This is a genomic window from Paenibacillus sp. plas6 (genome assembly GCF_057221655.1).
Genome location: NZ_CM170151.1, coordinates 2,249,036 through 2,267,907 on the forward strand (window position 1 = coordinate 2,249,036; position 18,872 = coordinate 2,267,907).

The following is an 18,872-nucleotide window of genomic DNA, read 5'->3' on the forward strand; positions in this document are numbered from 1 at the left end:
ATTCAAAACATAGATTAGGTTAATTTTCCAATAAATACAGTTTTTTGTTGCATAAAAATGAGAATATACTGATTAGGCAAGTAAACAAAAAGAGGTGAACGTTCACGTTCACCTCTTTTTTATGTGTACACTATAACTAATTTGCCTGTGCAGCCTTCACTTTACCGCGTAAAGGAATAAGAATAAGCGCTGCAATTATCGCTAATATACCAATAACTGCTGCTGACCAATATAAGCCACCGTAGCCAACTTCCGCAGCCCGCTTTGTAATTTCCGCCACACTATTATAGATGACCTCTTTTAATGCTGGATCTTGGATTGAGTTAACCACTTCAGTCATCATGTTTTCATCAAAAGCACCAGAGCCAGCAGACATTTGCTGACCAATTTGCGCCAGCTCTCCCATTGCAGCTTCTGATAAATTCGCCTGTGCCACATTATCTTGTAGCACTTGTTGAAAATCCGTTTTGAACAGATCTCCCAATTGGCCAAAGCCGCGTGCAATAAAGCCTGCATAAATCGTTGGCGCAATAGTCATCCCTATTTGTCGCAATAAAGATAAGGAAGCAAGTGCTGTACCCTTATTAGCTTGTAATCCTTCGGTTGCCAATATATTTAGCGGCGCTCCTAAAATAATCCCTATACCTACCCCTGCAACCATACTTGCAACGATAAATTGCCAGTTGGTATCTATCCATAGCGGGAATAGGGCAAAACCGATAGCTGTAATTAAACCAGACATTATAACTGAAAATACAGGTCCGCGCTTGGAAACAAGCACTCCACCCATTCCTGCTCCAATTCCTGAAGCTAAAGCAAGAGGAGTCATCCAGTAACCAGATTTTTCAGCAGAGATGCCAAGTACATTTTCCGTAAATGCAGGGATAAAGATCATTCCTGCTAGCATGCCACCCGATAACGCACCAATTAATAGTACCATTAAGAAACGAGGCTGTTTAATAAGATAAATTGGTAAAATAGGGTCGCCTTTTTTCTTCTTCTCAATATAGGATTCATAAGCAATTAATGCAATTAACAGGATAACACCTGCACCGAGATAGCCAAATACATCAAATTGTTGGAAGCTAGCCCAGAAATCCACCTCGATGTTGGTCAAACCGTACATTAAGGACAGTATCGCAAACGATAAAATGATCGTTCCGACAAGATCCAATCGTCCTGGTGCTGGATCTGAGGACTCCTCCAGCTTCATAAAACCTAATATAAATAGGACAATTGCGATCGGCACATTAATTAAAAATAAAATATGCCAATTTCCTGTCATATCAAGCAAGAATGAGCCGACATTTGGCCCTAATATCGCTGCTACACCGTTCATTGCGCCAAGTAAGCCTAAATATTTTGCTTGCTTACTAGGCTCTACCGTGCTTAAAATGTGAGAGTTACCAATAATAAAGATCCCGCCACCACCAAGTGCTTGAATTAAACGAGCAACTAAATAAAATTGAAAGGTTGGACTAAGTGCAACTAATAATGAGCCAATTCCGAATAAGGCTATTTCGACGATAAAGAGCTTTTTTCGTCCGTAGCGATCGGATAATTTACCGACGATCGGCAAACTAATTGATAACCCCAGCGTATAGATAGTAATACCCCAGGCACCCCAGTTATCCGTCACATCAAAGTTGCGATTAATTGTAGTTAGTGCGGCACTAATGATCCCATTATCAAGCTGAGCCATAAAAACACCGATAGCGAACAGCAGTAGCGCCCAAAATTCAGATGACTTTTTAGCCAATAGCATACACCCCTTGTGATGTCGTTATTTTCCATCACATCATACACCTTTAAAATAAGATTTTCAATTTACATTCATTCGCTTATTGTTAACTTTTCTATGCTTTATCTTTTTAAAAAATAACCATTTAAAACATTTAGCCTCTTCTGTCATTCTCTGTTATAATCTAAATCGTCTTGTTAGAAATAGAATGTATGCATCAATGTAAGCCTCTTCTTGTTTTCTAAGAATGTGGCTTTTTAATTTTGGCAATCGTAATATTACGAGGCTTTAGGAGGAATTGATGAATGAATAAAGGTCATGTGGGAGCCTTATTCCCATTTATCGTTTTTTTATGCCTGTTTATCGGCGCAGGAATCATTTTAGAGGACTTTTATGCTTTTCCAGTAATGGTAGCGATCTCGCTCGCATCTGCAGTTGCAATTATGATGAACAGAAAAGAAAAGATTTCTGCTAAAATCGATCGATTTACGAAAGGTGCAGGCAATCCAAGCGTAATGTTAATGGTGCTAATCTTTCTATTAGCAGGCGCCTTTTCCCAAACAGCGAAAAATATGGGCGCAGTCGAGGCAACTGTGAATTTTGCTTTATCTATAGTTCCAGCTAATTTATTAGTGGTTGGTATGTTTGTTATTGCTTGCTTCATTTCTTTAGCAATGGGAACCTCTGTCGGCACAATAGTGGCGCTTGCTCCTATCGGAGTTGGTATCGTTAATCAAACCGATATTGCCATGACGTTAATGATGGGAACGATTATTGGCGGTGCAATGTTTGGAGATAATTTATCTTTTATTTCTGACACAACGATAACTGCGGTACGCTCACAAGGCGCTGAAATGAAGGACAAGTTTAAAGCAAACTTCTTTATCGTTCTCCCAGCGGCAATTGCAACCTGTATCCTTTTAACTTTTATAACTTTAGGAGAAGTTGCGGTTATTGATATCGCCGCATACGACTGGTTTAAAATGATTCCTTATCTTTTTGTCATCATTTTTGCTTTACTCGGCTTTAATGTATTTGTCGTTTTAGCAAGCGGCATTTTATTGACTGGCGTTATCGGATTAATTGACGGAAGTTACTCTCTGCTATCATTTATTCAAGCGATTGGAGAAGGTATGGCAGGAATGTTTGAAATGGCTATGCTCGCTATTTTTATAGCGGGAATGTTTGAAATTATTAAGCATAACGGCGGCATCAATTACTTGCTCCATCTAGCAACTCATCGTATTAAATCGAAAAAGGGTGCTCAATTGGCGATGGCTGCGCTAGTCAGCTTAACTAACTTAGCAACTGCCAACAATACAATTGCTATTCTTATTTCTGGTCCACTAGCAAAAAATATTGCAGAAAAGTACGAGATTGAACCGAGAAAATCAGCGAGTATTTTGGACATCTTTTCGTGTACCATTCAAGGGATTATTCCGTACGGTGCCCAGCTTATTGTCGCTGCTGGCGTAGCTGGAATTTCCCCAATCCTTATTGTGCAATATTGTTATTATCCTGTGTTGATTGCAATCTGTGCGATTATTGCGATTTTAATTGGTTATCCGAAGTCAAAACTGCAAACTGTGCAAAGAGCAGATTAATTAAGAAGCACTGCCTTATTGCTTGTTTCTACGCAATAAAGCAGCGCTTCTTTTTTACACCTCATAACATAGTTATGTAAAACTGCACGTGCTATCGCACCTTTTATGAAGCAAGATGCAATTGTTCTCGGCAGTATCTCTGGTCAAATTTTATAAGGATTACTCAATTTTAACTTACGTTTATTGCGCTCTGAAATAAAGAGCATAATCATAAAACAAGCACTGAATAGATAAGCAATTAGATCACCATATTTACTATAAAAGGTATGCTTATCTACAGTAAAGGTAGCACCAACAATCGCCTGGCGTTCGTTCACTCCGCTCATTGCAGTCATTTCACCATATGGAGTAATCACTTGGGCAATACCTGAAGTGGAGCCAGAACCAATTGCTAAATGATTCTCAACAGCTCTGAAAACTGCATCACTAGCGGCAAAGTAAGGAAATTGTGCATTGCCATTAAAGTCATCATCCGCTGGAATTAGAGCAAGCTGCGCTCCATTTAACGCATAACCTCGCAAGATTGAAGCATCATGCCTATCCCAGCAAACCGCTAGAGCAATTTTGCCATAAGGCGTATCATATACTGGAAAATCTCTTGGTCCAGAAGAAAAACCAAATGCTTCTTCTCCCCATAGCGTAAAAATTTTAGGTGTTCTTCCGACCTCCTCCCCAGCAGGAGACATCAAATACGCGGAATCATACATTGCCTGCTCCGTTTCCCATACGCTATCGACTGCTATGTACGAATTTAGCTCATTCGATAGAGATGCAAGCTGCTTCAACAATTGCTCATCCTTAAGATTAATAAACTCATTTTCGCCCCAAACGATAATATCTACAGGTCCTGCTTGATCAACAAGCTGTGATGAAAGCTCCTTGTTAATCTCAAAAATTTTCTGTTGCATTTCTGGTGTATCTGCAAGATATCCATCACCTGCTTGCTGCTGACTGCCAAGAGCAATCACTTCAGCATCCTGGTTTACAAGATCTACATTAGCGCCAATCGTAATCGGTCTTTCTGTTAGATCCTGCTTATGATGGTTTAATATTATTGCCCCAGAAACAGTATTCATAATCGGAAGCAGCAATATGAGCAACGGAAATGCTATATTTCGGCGCACTTTAAATGAAGCAATTACCTCTGCTAATGCAACATTCGTCAGCATAATAATAAAACTCAAACCGATAAACCCTGTAATAGAAAGCAACTGTAAATTTTCTGGCATGGTCCATTGCGACTTTGCTAATAACTCAATCCACCATGTTTTTGTAAATGGGATAATCGTTTTTACCCACTCCAGTACACTAAATGTAACTGGGATTGCAAATATCCGATACCATCTATGAATACGCAGACTCATATCATAGCCCATTTTTAAGATGGCGCCATAAAATACTCCTCCTGCGATCATAATGAAATAGCCAGACCAGCCAAAAATCGCAGGATACCATAAATGCGTTCCAACTGACCAAATAATGGTACATAAATTAATAAGCAAGTAAGCATGTCCTGAGCTTTTCTCTTTTAATGCAAGGAAAAGTGGAACAAAACCAAACCAAGCGAATATTGGAATATCATAGCCTGGCATACTAAACACCAATAAAAGCCCTGACAAACTAGCAAGAACATAAGAAATTAATAGATTCACAGTGGTTAATTGGCTCCTTTTGTCTGAATTTTACAAGCTAGTTTGATTTTAAGAGTAACAGATTCATTTGTCTAACTGAATTTTTATAAATAAGTTGGACCTCAATAAAAAACTGCACTCCAAGATTAGCTACTTCCTAACCATTGGAGTGCAGTTCGCTAAAGAGTTGGTTCACAGTCAGTTACAGGCGTATCTCGCAAAACCTGCAATTATAGCGTTAGCCCAAGATCTAGGACAATATTTAGCATTCGTACGATGATTGCTGCCGACTGCTCACGAGTTGCAGTTTCGTTTGGCGCAAATCGGTCGGAGCTAACACCGAGCACAATGCCTGCTTGGTTCAAGCGTTTAATAGAACCTTCCGCCCAGTGACCGTTAAGATCAGTAAATTCGGAAGAACCATTGTCAGAACTTAGATTAAGCACCCTTGCTAAAATTGTTGCCATCTCCGCACGAGTAATCTCTTCGTCAGGCTTAAATTGACCATTACCTGTTCCCTGTAAAATGCCCGCGCGCTGTAAAGCTCCAATCATACGATTTGCCCAATGACTTTCGGTATCTATGAAACTAGATGTCTCACTACTTGTGTCGAGGCCTAAAGCACGGACAACCATCACTACAAATTCAGCACGTGTGACATGTTTTGCTCCTTTAAATGTACGATCAGGATAGCCTTCAACGATACCAAGCTGTGCAGCGTATGCTATCGCTTGTGCAGCCCAATCATCGTTGCTTACATCAGCGAAGCTTGCTGGAGTTTTTTCTTGAAGTGCCTGCTGCAATTTCGCTTTTAATTCTTCGGCATTAGTCAAATCATGCTTTAACGTTGGCTTCTCTGAAGCTGGACTGGAAGAAGGACTAGGGCTTGGCGTAGCACTTGGAGTTGGCGATGGGCTAGGACTTAACGTTGGACTAGGTGCGTCCGTATTTTTTGTCGCTAGCGTAATGATCAGTTCTGCTGATTCTCCTGCACTAAATAAGAAGGTTAAAGCAGTATCCTTAGATAATGTTCTGAGGAAGCTGCGTTTTAATATAACCTCTTGCTTGCCGTCTGCAGTTACCGTGCCAACACTATAATGTTCCTCTGAAAGCACTATATCCCCGTACTTAATTGCTGTTAGTGTATTACCATTTAGCGTTATCGTTACTTTAATATCTGCTTGATCATTTCTATAAAATGTAGTTGCTGTTGGCGTAATTGCAGACTTCACCGTATAGTACAAATTTGGTAGCGGAAGCTGCATTGCCTGCACTTTATCTGCAATATCTTCACCTAGATAAAAACCGAGATGAGTTGGCTGATTATACATAGCGTTTTGCGAGTTTACGGATAAACGATATACAGGATCATGCATTAATGTGTAAATGACGTGGTCCGTTGGAATGTCGGTCGTATAAATTCTTAGAGCTTTGTTATCACTTGTACGAACAAGCACCTCTTCACGCCAATCACCAAATATATCTGCAATTAGACCAGGATTCGCTTTTGTTCCGTTATTGGAGAAAGCTCCAGTTAACGTTAAAAGCGTTGCAAGATCGCTTTCTCCAGTTTCAATATTATAATTAAACTTTGTAATCGACGGCGGATCGGTAACGCTTGAATTATCTGCGCCGTCGAAGAATTCACTAAGCAAATCTCCATCCCAATACAAAACAAAATTAACAGGAGCTTTGTTCATAACACCAATGCCACCAACATCAGTCGTTAATACTGCACCACTTACAATATTGTACATTGGGGTATTAATCGCCCATACTTCATATCCCGGCAATGCGGTTACATTGGCAGCTACGCCACGTCCAACATCCCCTACATTGGCTGAATATGTCCATAGAGGTTCACCTGTTGAGCCACGAACTAAGGTTACGTTATTGGGCGGCCCTGCTTCATGTGGTGAGAATACATAGATTTCATCATTGTCAGGAACCATTGCTGCTACATGTAGGGCATCACCATGACCTGCTGCGACTGTTCCTCTAGTTCCGTTTGTACTCCATAAAATGCTGCCATTCTGATCTAACGTAAGTGAGCCTAACACAACCTCGGAATAGCCATCAAAGTCTAAATCAGCGGCAGCCAGGTTATGGTTGCCTTGACTACTTCCTGCGTTCCAATCCGCTAATTTAAAATCCCAAAGCTTTATAATTTTTCCGCCAATAAACTGATACGCTGCTACAAAGTGCGGACCATAATGACCACGTACTTCAATTACTGTTGGATACGGCTCTGCCCCGCTTATACCATTTTTCGGCATATAGGCAACTACCCCATTGAATCGATCACTGCGATTATTATTGTTGTCGCCCCAGTTGCTTGTAATATTGTATGGAGCAAAGTAATCGACAGTATCCATTGGTTCTCCTGTTTCTCCGTTAAATACTGTCCATCTTTCTGGACCAGCGGCAACTCTGCCCGTTGCCCAGTCATTGTACTCTCCAGTAGCTGGATTCTGTACACCGCCAACCCAAACCGCCTCTGGACTCCCTAATACCCAAGCTGGCGTATCGTTCAAATCATCAATCGTGCCATCTTCTTTCGGTAAATAAACTCGAGTGCCATCCGCTGTTTTTATCGCTAGTTCAGCCTTACCGTCTTGATCGAGATCATAGAAGTTAAACGGACTATGATGCGCGCTGGAAGTAATATTGATGCCTAAATTTATTCTCCAAAGAAGTTTACCTTCAAGCGTATATAAATCAAAAATGGTCTCACCTGTATGCCGTGCTGTTAGGCCAGGATCTTGTGCCTGTGATGGATACCATTTAACGAGAATTTCATATTGGCCATCTCCATTAACATCAGCCACTGACATATCGTTGGCTGTATAGGTAATATCCTCTGCACTATCTTCATTAGCTCCATATGCACGGGCAGGATTAGTGCGATCTGCTGGCTTCTGTAATGGAATATCGATATAATTATTTTCCCATGCAGTTGCTGGCTTACTTTTTACACCCGTATTAATCGTTTCCACGACATAAACATCGCCTGGCTTACCTTCAGCGTCAATATAATTTAGCGTTTCAATTGGAGATGAATTAATTTTGCTTTGATTTCTGTATATGTTAAAGGTTAACGCTTTGTTATATTCCGAGGCTAGCAAGCGCCATGTTACAAGAATACCTTCTCCCTCGTTGACAGGAACGGCTACGACTCCTCTATCTAGCCATTCCATTGAGTACGGTGCAGAGGTAATTTTATTTTTGTGGCGGTTTTCAATATACAGCTTTGCTTTAATTCCCATCCGATTGACCGCTACGCCTGGTTCACTGACAAGCGTTCCTGCATAGGCAAATACGCCTTGTTGCTTCGGATCATATTGTAAATCTCCCTCAGTTAATGACCATGGAGTCTCAACTACCTCCCAAATGACGCCGACTGATTGAACAGATCCATTTGCAACTCTAACTTTAATTGTTTCTGGAAGCTCAAGCTCTTCCTCATTAGCAACTTCTCCGATATAGACTGTTTTAAACCAGCTTTGCCAGTAATTTTTATCTGCTGTCGCAGGAACTTCTGGCAAGAAATCATATGGTAATACCTCTGTTATCGTGTCACCTGCAAGCTGCTTTGTAAAAATATACAAATTATCAACTCCATTATCTGCAATATTAATGTTGTTTCCAGCTGCACGTTCACCAGTAAGTACAAATGATTGAATCTGACTTCCTGCAAAAGGCATACTCAACACGGATGGCTCTGCCTCAGCATCATCTCGTGGCACAAGGGAAGCAGTAGCAATCATCGTTTCAAAATCAAGCTCAATATCAACGGTATACCATATATTCACATCGTTATAGGAAAATGCCTTGTAACGTTCACTGCTCCAAAAATTCGTCGGATCAGGTCCTGTCGGTCCAGGAAGTTCTCCTGTAAACGCACCAATTGTCCTTTCTCCGCGATATGTTCCAGTGCGTAAACTAAACAAAACATTGGAGCCATCCTGTAAGCTTACATTAAACGTATTTTGTGCAGTCGAAACTGCTGGAACCTTCCAATCAAAATGAACAAGTATTTTACTTCCCGAAATGGCTTCAGGAAAATTCCCCTGTCCGCCGCGGTTTCCAGAGCCAGAAGCATCAAATCTGAAGTAATTGTTCACTTTCGGTATGTCCTCTCTAGCAAGCGAATGGTACGTTCCTCCCGCAAAAATCGATAGCGGCACCTCCGCATCGCCTGCAAAGTTTGTTCCAAACACCTGAGTATATCCATCAGCTAGCAACTCTGTAAAATCAGGGGTTGGCTCTGAAATTGGCGGGATATAAGCAACATCGATTTGTACACTCGCTTGAACATCCTCTTTCATGTTAGATGTAGCTGTTAATGTTGCAACTCCTTCACCAACTGCTGTTACTGTAACGCTATCATCATTGACTTCTATACTAGCAATACTCTCATCACTAATCGACCATGTAAACGATCTATCATCGGCATTAATTGGCCATACTATTGCATTGAAGGTTGCTGAACGCTTCGTATCAAGTGAACCTTCACCATATTCTAAATTAGCAGACTCAGGCGAGATCGTCACAGCAGTTGGCGCAATTTCTGGCTTCTCTAAACCTGAGGAAGCTGCCTTAATGACAATATTATCGATACGCATTCCATAACTATCTTCATCCCACTCTACGCCGTCAACAGCATTAAATCTTGCCCAGTTAGCTCCATTAGCACGAGTTACGCCAACACTTATACTAGTTAATTGTTCTGCAGAAATCGGCACTGGCTGCGGGGATGTATAAGTTAATTCATTATCATCCGATAAACTAATCATTGCTGTTTTCAGTCTAAGATCGACATTTAACGTTGCTGTTAGCTTAGTCAAGCGAGGTACATTGGTCAATGCAGTAATGACATCTCCTGCCTCTGGTGCATTGCTTCCAGTGGCATTACCAGAATAATAAGAGATTGTCGCTGGCGAGTTAATGGATGTTCCTCCACCAGCACTGCGAAGTGTCAGCACACGATTGTTCCCATCATTTAAGGAAATGTCCATTGTATTATTGCTAGGCCGAGTAATGTCTACCCACCAATCAAAAGTAATTTCAACCAAGTCATTATCAACTAAATTATACTCACCGCTATCCAGTGGCAAAATCCACCGATAACTTGCCCCGCCACTTGATGGCGGCTGAACACGGAGTACTTTAGAATCGAAGTCAGCTACCGTAATGGAGCCCGGTCCTTGAGCAGCAGGAGCATCGATTACTGTTCCTACCAGCTCACCATTTTCAAAATCCAATGTGCTGCCTACCTGTATTAGCTCATCGCTTCCTCCATTCTCTTCACCCAACACAACAGTTGGCATGAGCATAACAAGCAAGGAGGCAATTAGACAGACAGATATGTACTTTTTAAACCTACTCTTCATCCACTTCACTCCTAACTTCGAATTTAATCTCGCCATATAGCCGCATAAGTAAAACGCTTTCAATTGGAACACTTATACAGCAGGTGAAATTGTGTTCATTATAATTTGACACTAAATCCTCAGTAAATTATACGAATTGATTGTCCTTATCAATTTTGATTATGTTGCATGCTTACATTTTTGCCACAGTTCACTTTTTTTGCCCAAGCCGTAATAAATTCTTATTGCTTTAACATTTAAGTGACTTTAAGCGCAAGCAATTAAAAAACACCGGTCTCATTGGACTGGTGTTTTTCATTAACTAGGTAAAATATTCAATAGTAGCCCTTGGGAAATATTCTTGGATATAGCGACCAAGCGTTGCTTTTATATCCTCCTGCTCTTGATCGGTGTAGACATATTTACCAATACCATAACGTCCCCATTTCCATTTACGCTTTGTTTCATCAAGCTCAAGCTTCGTCATTGGGTAGTTTTTTTCAATAACATTTTTGGCAGGCTTCGTAAAGCGGTGCTGAATTAATTCGAATGTTACATTGTCTTTTACGGTCGGAGAAAGTACAGATTCTAGACGTTCGAACATTGTCTTATAGCCCTCCTTCCACCCTTCATGCAAATAAATTGGGGCAATAACAAAACCTAATGGGTAACCCGCTTCCCCTACTTTTCGTGCAGCTTCCATTCGCTCTGCTTGTCGTGATGTGCCTGGTTCAAAATTTTTAATAATATAATCGTCATTCATACTAAAGCGAAAACGCGTCCTTCCATTGTGCTTTGCATCAAGCAAATGATCAATATGCTCAAATTTCGTAACAAAGCGCAATCTTCCTAGCTCGGTTTGACCAATGAATTCAATTGCTTTTTTTAATGAATGCGTTAAATGATCAATCCCTACAATGTCCGAGGTACAGGAGGCTTCAAACCTTGTAATTTCAGGAGCTCGTTGTTTCATATATTGCTCTGCTGCTGCAAAAATGTCCTCTAGATTAACATAGGTGCGAATATATGGCTTACTCCCCATCGTAGTTTGTAAATAGCAATAATGACAATGACCCATGCAGCCCGTTGCTAGCGGAATTGCATACTCCGCAGAAGGCTTGGAGGTGTCAAACTTAAGCGTTTTTCTTACGCCTACAACAAGGGTAGACTTCGCAATCCGATATTTTTGCAGATCATTATCTCCAGGTAAGTTACGAATTTGATTATGTGAAGTCGTCTCCCTAATTTCAATACCCATTTGCTCAAACTTTGCAATTAATTGCTTGCCAAGGGAGTACTCCAATGCTCTTGGTTCAACGTAAACTAATTGAGGAACAAACGGCTTAACCATAGAGTCCCTCCATGTCCTCCTCGTATCCAAACGCTTCTTGATAAGCAGCTTCTGCCTCACTTGCCGTTTGATATACCGCAATTTCCTCGTTTAATGGATAGTAGTTTTCATACATAAACAATGCAAGATTACCAGGCGAATTCGGATCCATTACAACCGCTGCTTCCTGCACATTTGCTACTCCTTGAACATGTGGGTTTCGAACAATGACATATACGACTTGCCCAGGTTGAAATTCCGACACATATACCAACCCTTTTCTCTGTTTTGGTTAGTTTGTACGAAAACACCATAAATATGCTTTCAAGCTTAGAAATGATCTTAAGCAATAAAAAAGATGGCTTTCCACATTTGAAAGCCATCTCGTTATTTTTAAGCTACAGCTTGTGTAAAATGCTTACTAATTCCTCTGACATCGTACTTAACTCTTCTACTGAAGCATTAACCTCTTCTGTTAATGCAGCTTGTGCCTGAGTTAATGTAGACATACTGCCAATAGTCTCAATAATTTCATCAATATTTTGCTTCATTACTTGCATCGTTTTTTCGATGTTAATTGAAGCTCCTCTGCTATGATCAGCAAGTTTTCTTACTTCATTCGCTACAACCGCAAATCCTCTACCTACTTCACCTGCATGCGCTGCTTCGATTGAAGCATTTAATCCAAGCAAATTCGTTTGTTCGGCTACTTCTTTAATAAGAGAAGTTATTGCGGTTGTTTCGTCTGTTTGTGCTTTAACTTTAACTGCAGTTTGATGAGATTGTTCTTGGACGTTTGCAATATCCTGTGCTTGTTCTGTAACAGACACGATACCGCGAACGATATCGTTAATCGCTTCAAATAATCCATTCATCTGAACGTTTACTTGACGAATGACTTCATCTTTAACGACTTGATGTGTAATGTCTCGAATTGTACCTGCTACACGTATTGCATTGCCATGTTCATCACGCTGGGTTGCTCCGCCCGCTTGATACCAGCGATATTCACCAGATTTGGATGCCATGCGATACGTCATTGTATAGCTGAACTTATCTCTTTCATTTAGGATATGATTTTGTAAAATTCCGAGTGCTTGATCCACATCTTCTGGATGCACTTGATTAATCCAGCTGCTCATTTTATTAGGAAAATCATGTTCACCTTCAAAACCAAGTGTTTCTCTAAACTGATCAGACCACCAGAATTCATTGTCAGGGTTTAACGGATCTCCTTCAACAACAACTAAATCCCATGGTGCCTCTGTTAATGCTCGATTGACAAGATCATATCTTGTCATTAGAGCTTCAAGCTTCTCATCGCTAAGTTTTTTATCATGAATATCGTAAAACGCCCCGGCTACAAAGATCGGTGTTCCTTTTTTATCACGAACAGTTGTACCAATAGCTTGATACCATCTATATTCACCAGATTTCGTAAGCAAGCGGTATACTCTATTATATTTCTCCTCGCCAGTTCTATCCAGCATATAGTCACTAAAATATTGCACTTCTCTTTCTTTATCTTCTGGATGCAGGCGATCGGACCAACTGTCCATTTTATTAGGAAATTCTTGCTCAGTTTCAAAGCCAAGCATCCTTCTAAAATCATCAGAGAAGATTAGTTCATTAGCAGGGTTAACAGGATCACCTGCAACGATATTTAGCTCCCATTGCCCAATATTAATGGCATCTTTAATCATATTTAAGCGTAGGGTAGGAAGATTAACGCGTTGTTCCATTACTGTTGAAATTCTTTTTATTAGAGCGTTTAAACGTTCTACATATTGATGCTCTGTGTTTCTTAGTCGAAAATTAGCCTCACTATTGTTTTCTAACTGCTCAACATAACGCTCTAATTCGTTTAAAAATAAAACGTCGTAATTACTTCCATTTTTGTCATTCTTGCTGCCTAATTTGAAGATCATTTGTTGTTCTCCTTATCTATGATGTCTCTCAAATCTTCATTCCTTGCAAATTTGAGTATTCTTAACTTAATAATCGACAATTGTATTATAAAAATAAATAATTACGTCAATAAAATCAAAAAAACTATTCATTATTTTGGACAAAATTATTGTTGATAAAGGATGATTTTCTATTTTGTTACTAAAAATTTATGTATCTATGTAAACTCATCACTAAAAATGCATATTATTTTTGAATTTATTCTAAATGATTAGAGACTAATATACTGTGCTATAAATCACATAATTTTAGTTACAAATGAATATATGACATGTAGCTGAAAAAGCATTTATGGATTAAGACATATGGATTAAATGGAGACAACCCATATTTTAGAGGAGATTAAGGAGTTTGGATATAAATAATCATTATGAAAAATACTATTGGAAAAATAATTTTTTTAAGTATATATTAAAGTTAGAAAGTGGTAATTATAATCACAAAATGCAGGAATCAACGGTATGAACTGTTGTTTGCTAATAGAGGCTTGCAATCAAAAACGATTCATATGATGTGAAACTGCAACAGTTATTTTGGGAGGGTATATGAAAAAAGAAGGACTCTTAAGAAAAGGTAATAAATCTGCACTAATTGCTGCAATTGTAAATTCACTTATTGCACTGCTCAAAGGGGGAGCATTTCTCTTAACAGGAAATGTCGCAATGTTTGCTGAAACGATGCATTCACTCGGTGATGCTGCCAATCAACTATTCGTATACATAGGCAGCGCATTAAGTAAAAAAATGCCCACTGACCGTTATCCGAACGGTTTTGGTCGATTAGTTAACTTAGTTTTGTTAGGTGCAGTACTTATTGTAGGGATAATGAGTTATGAAACGATTAAAGAGGGTTATCATCATATTCTTCACCCTGTTGAATCTGACGGTAAGTCGATTATTATAAATATCGTCGTTTTATTGTTTGGCGCAGGCTTGGAATCATTCGTTCTATTCAAAGCAATGAAGGAAGTTTTACATGAGGTTGGTGTAAAAGCAAACGGGCTATCCATTTTTATTAAGAGCTTTGCCTACTTAGGTAAAGCTAAACCAGCTACGAAACTTGTGTTTATGGAGGACCTAGTTGCAACTTCTGGCGGCATTATTGCAATTATCAGTATTTTACTATCCTACTTTGCAGGCTGGCACGCTGCGGAAGGTGTGGCATCCATTATTATCGGGGTTATGATGTTCTATGTTGTAGGCAAAGTGTTCTTAGACAATGCGAAGGGCGTGCTAAGCGAAGCTGATGACGAAATGGAGAACATCATTGCAGATTACATTTACACTAATCCAGAAATTAGAGATATTCGCGTGCTATATGCCATGAAAGAAGGCGAAGACTATCATCTTGAAATGAAGCTTGAAATCGATACCTCGATAACAGTAGCCGAGGCTATTGCCATTAAAGATCGAATTGAAAAAGAGCTTTTAGCAATGAAAGGTGTCACAGATGTCATTATCGAATTTGTCGAAGATGACGGTGTCAAATCATGGTCAAACCCTATTCCTGCTAAATAATGATATAAATGAAAAGAAGCATAATGGAACCTTCGTTCCTCATGCTTCTTTTTTATTGGCTAAGCTTATTGTTTCTCTGCGCTTTCCTCATCGTCTTCATTAAACTTATCGAGCATCGAAATCGTTTCAATTAAATGATTATTAAAAATTTGACGAGCGATCATTAACAGATCATTAATCATCGGATCTCTTAATGAATATACTTAACTGCTGTGAAACTGCGGAGCCTTCTGAACCAATAAGAGTTTGAAGTTCATATACATTTTTCTCTCCCTCCGCAAGTAACTTGTGCACATTTATGTTTACATTTCACTATATTTCAAACTTCTTCACTAATATCTGTAATGATTCAGCTAATTCAGAAAGAGACGTTGCAGAAGAAGTAATCTCTTCCATAACCGAAAGCTGCTCCTCTGTAGAAATAGCAATCTTACCAGTGACTTCATTAGAATTTTGTACCATCCGAAGAAGATTTTTTATAGATAGCGATACTTGTTCCGCTTGAGCAGAAAACTCAGTCGTCGTTGCAGAAATATCATCCGTTTGCGGATTTAAAGTATTCATGCATTCTAATATATGCCCAAATTTATATGCAGCATCCTCTGTTACTTTAATTCCTGCTTTAACACTATCTTTAACATGATTCATCATCTCTACTGAATCAGTCGTATCTGCTTGAATCGATTGAACGAGTTCGATAATTTGTGAAGCTGATTCACGAGACTGTTCAGCTAATTCACGTACCTCATCTGCTACAACAGCAAAACCTTTACCGTGTTCTCCAGCCCGCGCTGCTTCTATTGCTGCATTTAAAGAAAGCAAGTTTGTTTGCTTAGCAATTTCCGATATCATTTTCACGATTACATTAATTTTAGCTGATTTCTCATGAAGCTCGTTAATTTTATTGCTCGATTGTTCTACAGTTTGTTCTATCGTCATCATTTGCTCTAATGCATTTCCTACCGTAACATGACCTTCTTTAGCAAAGCCTGTTGTTTCAGTTGTTAAACTGGAAATATTTACGCTGTTTTCAGCAATACGTTCAATTCCTAACACCATTTCATTCATTGCCTGCGAACTTTCAGTTAAACTTACGACTTGCTTTTGCATTTCTGATGCAATATGATTCGTATCACCTGTAATTTGCTCGACTGAAGCAGTTGCTTCCTCAGAGCTTGCACTTAATTCTTCACTTGATGATGCAACATGCAATGCACTGTTTGTAATTTGCTCAACCAGCGATTTTAATTGCTTCGTCATCGTATTAAAAGCAATTTCTACATTATTCATTTCATCCTTAGTATGAAGAGCAATAGCTACCTTTAAATTGCCGTTTGCAACCTTTGTTGCTCCTTCTTCCAACTGCTGTATACTTTGACGAATCGATAAGGATAAACTAGTAAATAGATATAGAATAAGAAGAAATACAGCGACTAAAATACTAAATATCATCGTAATATTAAAATTAATCTGCTTAGTCTGCTTATCTATAATAGATTTCAAGGTGTTAAGGCTTGCTTCATAAAAATTGAAATTTTGATCAATTGCTTCTGTAGCTACTTTGTAATAATAAGTAGAGGTAGTTGTTCTATCTGCTACTTCTGGTACTATACTTAAATAATTATTTATACTCAATTCCACTTCTTCTAGTACTGATTGCAAGGAATCTGCTATTACTGGATTATTAAACATTACTTGCGAATTTGAGTGAATTCTTGATAATGAATCCTGTATCGGATAATACATCGTATTTAAATCTTCGAGCTGTTCATTAAACTTATCCCCATCTGTAACATTACTAATGATACTTACACCTAAAGAACGCATATGCCCTAACTTCTCAGTTAATGCAGGTAGTTCAATTGTAGCGTTATAAATTAGATTATACACTTCCTTAGATCTTGATAAGATGAGCTCTGAGTTATTACTTACTTTTGTCATTAAACTTATAATATCCGTATTTAGTTCACCATATGCTGTAATAACTTCCTCGGAGCTTGCCCATGCTGTATCCTTCAGTTCATCCCACTTTTCATGAATGGCATGAAAATCGTTATAGGTATCAAAATCGTACTCTGACTGTGAGTAAAGTTCCTCAATATTTTCAAAATATGTATATAATGTTTCAGTTGTTTCATCTAATGCTTGTTTTACAGATAAATCAGTTAAATAGGATACATTAAGTGCTCGTGACTTCTGAGTAAGATACAATATATTTTTAAATTCTATACTATATTTAGCACCTTCCAGTCTTTTTTCAATCGTTTTCTTCTCATCGTTTAATGTACCTAAATATAATAAACTCACTACAAATAATGGAATTAATAAAACAAGACCAATAATACTAAACTTCTGCGCGTACTTAAAACGATTAAAAAGCTTAATAACAGGATTAAAAATTTTCATAGCTGCCTCCAACAAAGATGTATATATTTTAAACCATGATAGATTGTAATATGAAGTGCGACACCTAAAAAAATAACCCATGACGAAAACTCGTGTAGAATGAAGTTACCACACACCATCTACAAGGAGGCTCGTCATGAGCTATACACATCTTACCATAAACGAGCGTATAAAAATAGAAACATTATTTCATTTAGGCTGGAGTGCGAGAGCCATTGCACAGCAGATCAAACGCCATCATTCTACGGTGTCTCGTGAGCTTCATCGTTTGAATACCTCGTCTTCTGCTTATGAGGCTAGCGATGCGCAAGCAGATTACCAGCGCAAACGCATGCAAAGCAAGCCTAAAGGGAAGTGGACGAAAGAAAGAGAACATTACCTTACTCAAACCTTGGCTGCAACGTGGTCCCCAGAACAAATTGAAGGGCGCATGAAACAAGACTATCCTGAGCAAGCGGTATCCTTCAAAACCATTTACCGCTGGATTTACCAAGGTAGGCTAGTCCAAGGGAACACCATCTTCTTACGACAGAAGGGAAAGCGTAGAAAGCCTCGTGAAAGCAGAGGTCGCTTTAATCTCGGGTTATCCATCAGGCAACGTCCAAAAGAAGTGAAGCAACGTGAATCCTTTGGTCATTGGGAGCTTGATACTGTCGTTTCTAGCCGTGGTAAAAGTAAAGGCTGCTTGGCTACTTTTGTTGAGCGAAAAACACGCTATTACCACGCTGTAAAAATGCCAGACCGTTCAGCGGCATCTATGGAGCAAGCGGTTGCTACGGTGCTAGAAGAACTCGCGTTGCCTATGCTCACAGCTACCGTTGACCGTGGAAAGGAATTCGCCTGCCATCAAGCATTGTTAGAAGAGCATGGCTTGACGGTATACTTTGCTGATCCATATTCATCTTGGCAAAGAGGCAGTAACGAAAATGCAAATGGACTTCTCCGAGAATTCTTTCCTAAGAAGTACGACTTAAACACCGTTGATCAAGCTGAACTTCAATGTGCTTTGGATTTAATTAACCATAGACCACGCAAATGTCTGAATTGGAAAACTTCTCATGAGGCAGTTATGGAAGAGTTGTCGCACTTAGCTTGACAATCTATCCCATAAATACTAGTATATATTAATTACCAACTAAATTGAATAATATGGATAAAGAAAAGTGAAAAATTCATTAAATTAGCAAAAAATTGATTAATAATGTAAAATAAATTTCTTAATTTCTTGTTCTGAGTTCATTTATCCATTACATTCTATTTGATAATTTTGTATTTCTTTGTTGAAGGCTACTCTATTTTTTAT

At 39.0% G+C, this 18,872-nt stretch carries 10 protein-coding genes and 1 pseudogene; 3 read left to right on the forward strand and 8 right to left on the reverse strand.

The window, feature by feature from the left end; all coding sequences use genetic code 11:
• Nucleotides 1-136: 136 nt before the first annotated feature.
• Nucleotides 137-1,765, reverse strand: a complete 1,629-nt coding sequence (locus tag AC2TDL_RS10190) for an MFS transporter (RefSeq protein ID WP_484700942.1) — start codon at nucleotides 1,763-1,765, stop codon at nucleotides 137-139.
• A gap of 281 nt (nucleotides 1,766-2,046) precedes the next feature.
• On the opposite strand from AC2TDL_RS10190, the gene AC2TDL_RS10195 reads away from it, so the two are divergent.
• The gene (locus AC2TDL_RS10195; protein WP_484700944.1) at nucleotides 2,047-3,345 is read left to right on the forward strand and encodes a Na+/H+ antiporter NhaC family protein; all 1,299 of its coding nucleotides are present in this window, start codon (nucleotides 2,047-2,049) and stop codon (nucleotides 3,343-3,345) included.
• A gap of 143 nt (nucleotides 3,346-3,488) precedes the next feature.
• Here AC2TDL_RS10195 and AC2TDL_RS10200 read toward each other — a convergent pair whose 3' ends face one another.
• From AC2TDL_RS10200 to AC2TDL_RS10220, 5 genes are all read right to left on the reverse strand, one after another.
• Nucleotides 3,489-4,997: a nitrilase-related carbon-nitrogen hydrolase gene (locus AC2TDL_RS10200; protein ID WP_484700946.1), complete on the reverse strand. Its 1,509-nt coding sequence runs from the start codon at nucleotides 4,995-4,997 to the stop codon at nucleotides 3,489-3,491.
• A gap of 209 nt (nucleotides 4,998-5,206) precedes the next feature.
• Nucleotides 5,207-10,369, reverse strand: coding sequence for a rhamnogalacturonan lyase family protein (locus tag AC2TDL_RS10205; protein ID WP_484700948.1), 5,163 nt, complete (start codon nucleotides 10,367-10,369; stop codon nucleotides 5,207-5,209).
• A gap of 301 nt (nucleotides 10,370-10,670) precedes the next feature.
• On the reverse strand, nucleotides 10,671-11,699 hold the full coding sequence (gene splB, locus AC2TDL_RS10210) for a spore photoproduct lyase (RefSeq protein WP_484700950.1): 1,029 nt from the start codon (nucleotides 11,697-11,699) through the stop codon (nucleotides 10,671-10,673).
• Nucleotides 11,692-11,943, reverse strand: a complete 252-nt coding sequence (locus AC2TDL_RS10215; protein ID WP_484700952.1) for a transcriptional regulator SplA domain-containing protein — start codon at nucleotides 11,941-11,943, stop codon at nucleotides 11,692-11,694. The genes splB and AC2TDL_RS10215 overlap by 8 nt, the downstream gene beginning before the upstream one ends.
• Nucleotides 11,944-12,076: 133 nt before the next feature.
• Nucleotides 12,077-13,606 carry a methyl-accepting chemotaxis protein gene (locus AC2TDL_RS10220; protein WP_484700954.1) on the reverse strand — a complete coding sequence of 510 codons (1,530 nt, stop codon included), beginning with the start codon at nucleotides 13,604-13,606 and terminating at the stop codon, nucleotides 12,077-12,079.
• 585 nt (nucleotides 13,607-14,191) lie between these two features.
• Here AC2TDL_RS10220 and AC2TDL_RS10225 point away from each other — a divergent pair.
• Nucleotides 14,192-15,163, forward strand: coding sequence for a cation diffusion facilitator family transporter (locus tag AC2TDL_RS10225; protein ID WP_484700956.1), 972 nt, complete (start codon nucleotides 14,192-14,194; stop codon nucleotides 15,161-15,163).
• Nucleotides 15,164-15,228: 65 nt separating this feature from the next.
• Here AC2TDL_RS10225 and AC2TDL_RS10230 read toward each other — a convergent pair.
• Together AC2TDL_RS10230 and AC2TDL_RS10235 are read right to left on the reverse strand one after the other, a co-directional pair.
• Nucleotides 15,229-15,469, reverse strand: a pseudogene (locus AC2TDL_RS10230) (transcriptional regulator); the annotation flags it as partial.
• Nucleotides 15,470-15,475: 6 nt separating this feature from the next.
• On the reverse strand, nucleotides 15,476-17,569 hold the full coding sequence (locus tag AC2TDL_RS10235; RefSeq protein ID WP_484700958.1) for a methyl-accepting chemotaxis protein: 2,094 nt from the start codon (nucleotides 17,567-17,569) through the stop codon (nucleotides 15,476-15,478).
• A 136-nt stretch (nucleotides 17,570-17,705) separates the two neighbouring features.
• Between AC2TDL_RS10235 and AC2TDL_RS10240 the strand changes: the two genes are divergently transcribed.
• Nucleotides 17,706-18,665 (forward strand): IS30 family transposase, encoded by a 960-nt coding sequence (locus AC2TDL_RS10240; RefSeq protein WP_484696043.1) that lies wholly within the window; start codon nucleotides 17,706-17,708, stop codon nucleotides 18,663-18,665.
• Nucleotides 18,666-18,872: the final 207 nt, after the last annotated feature.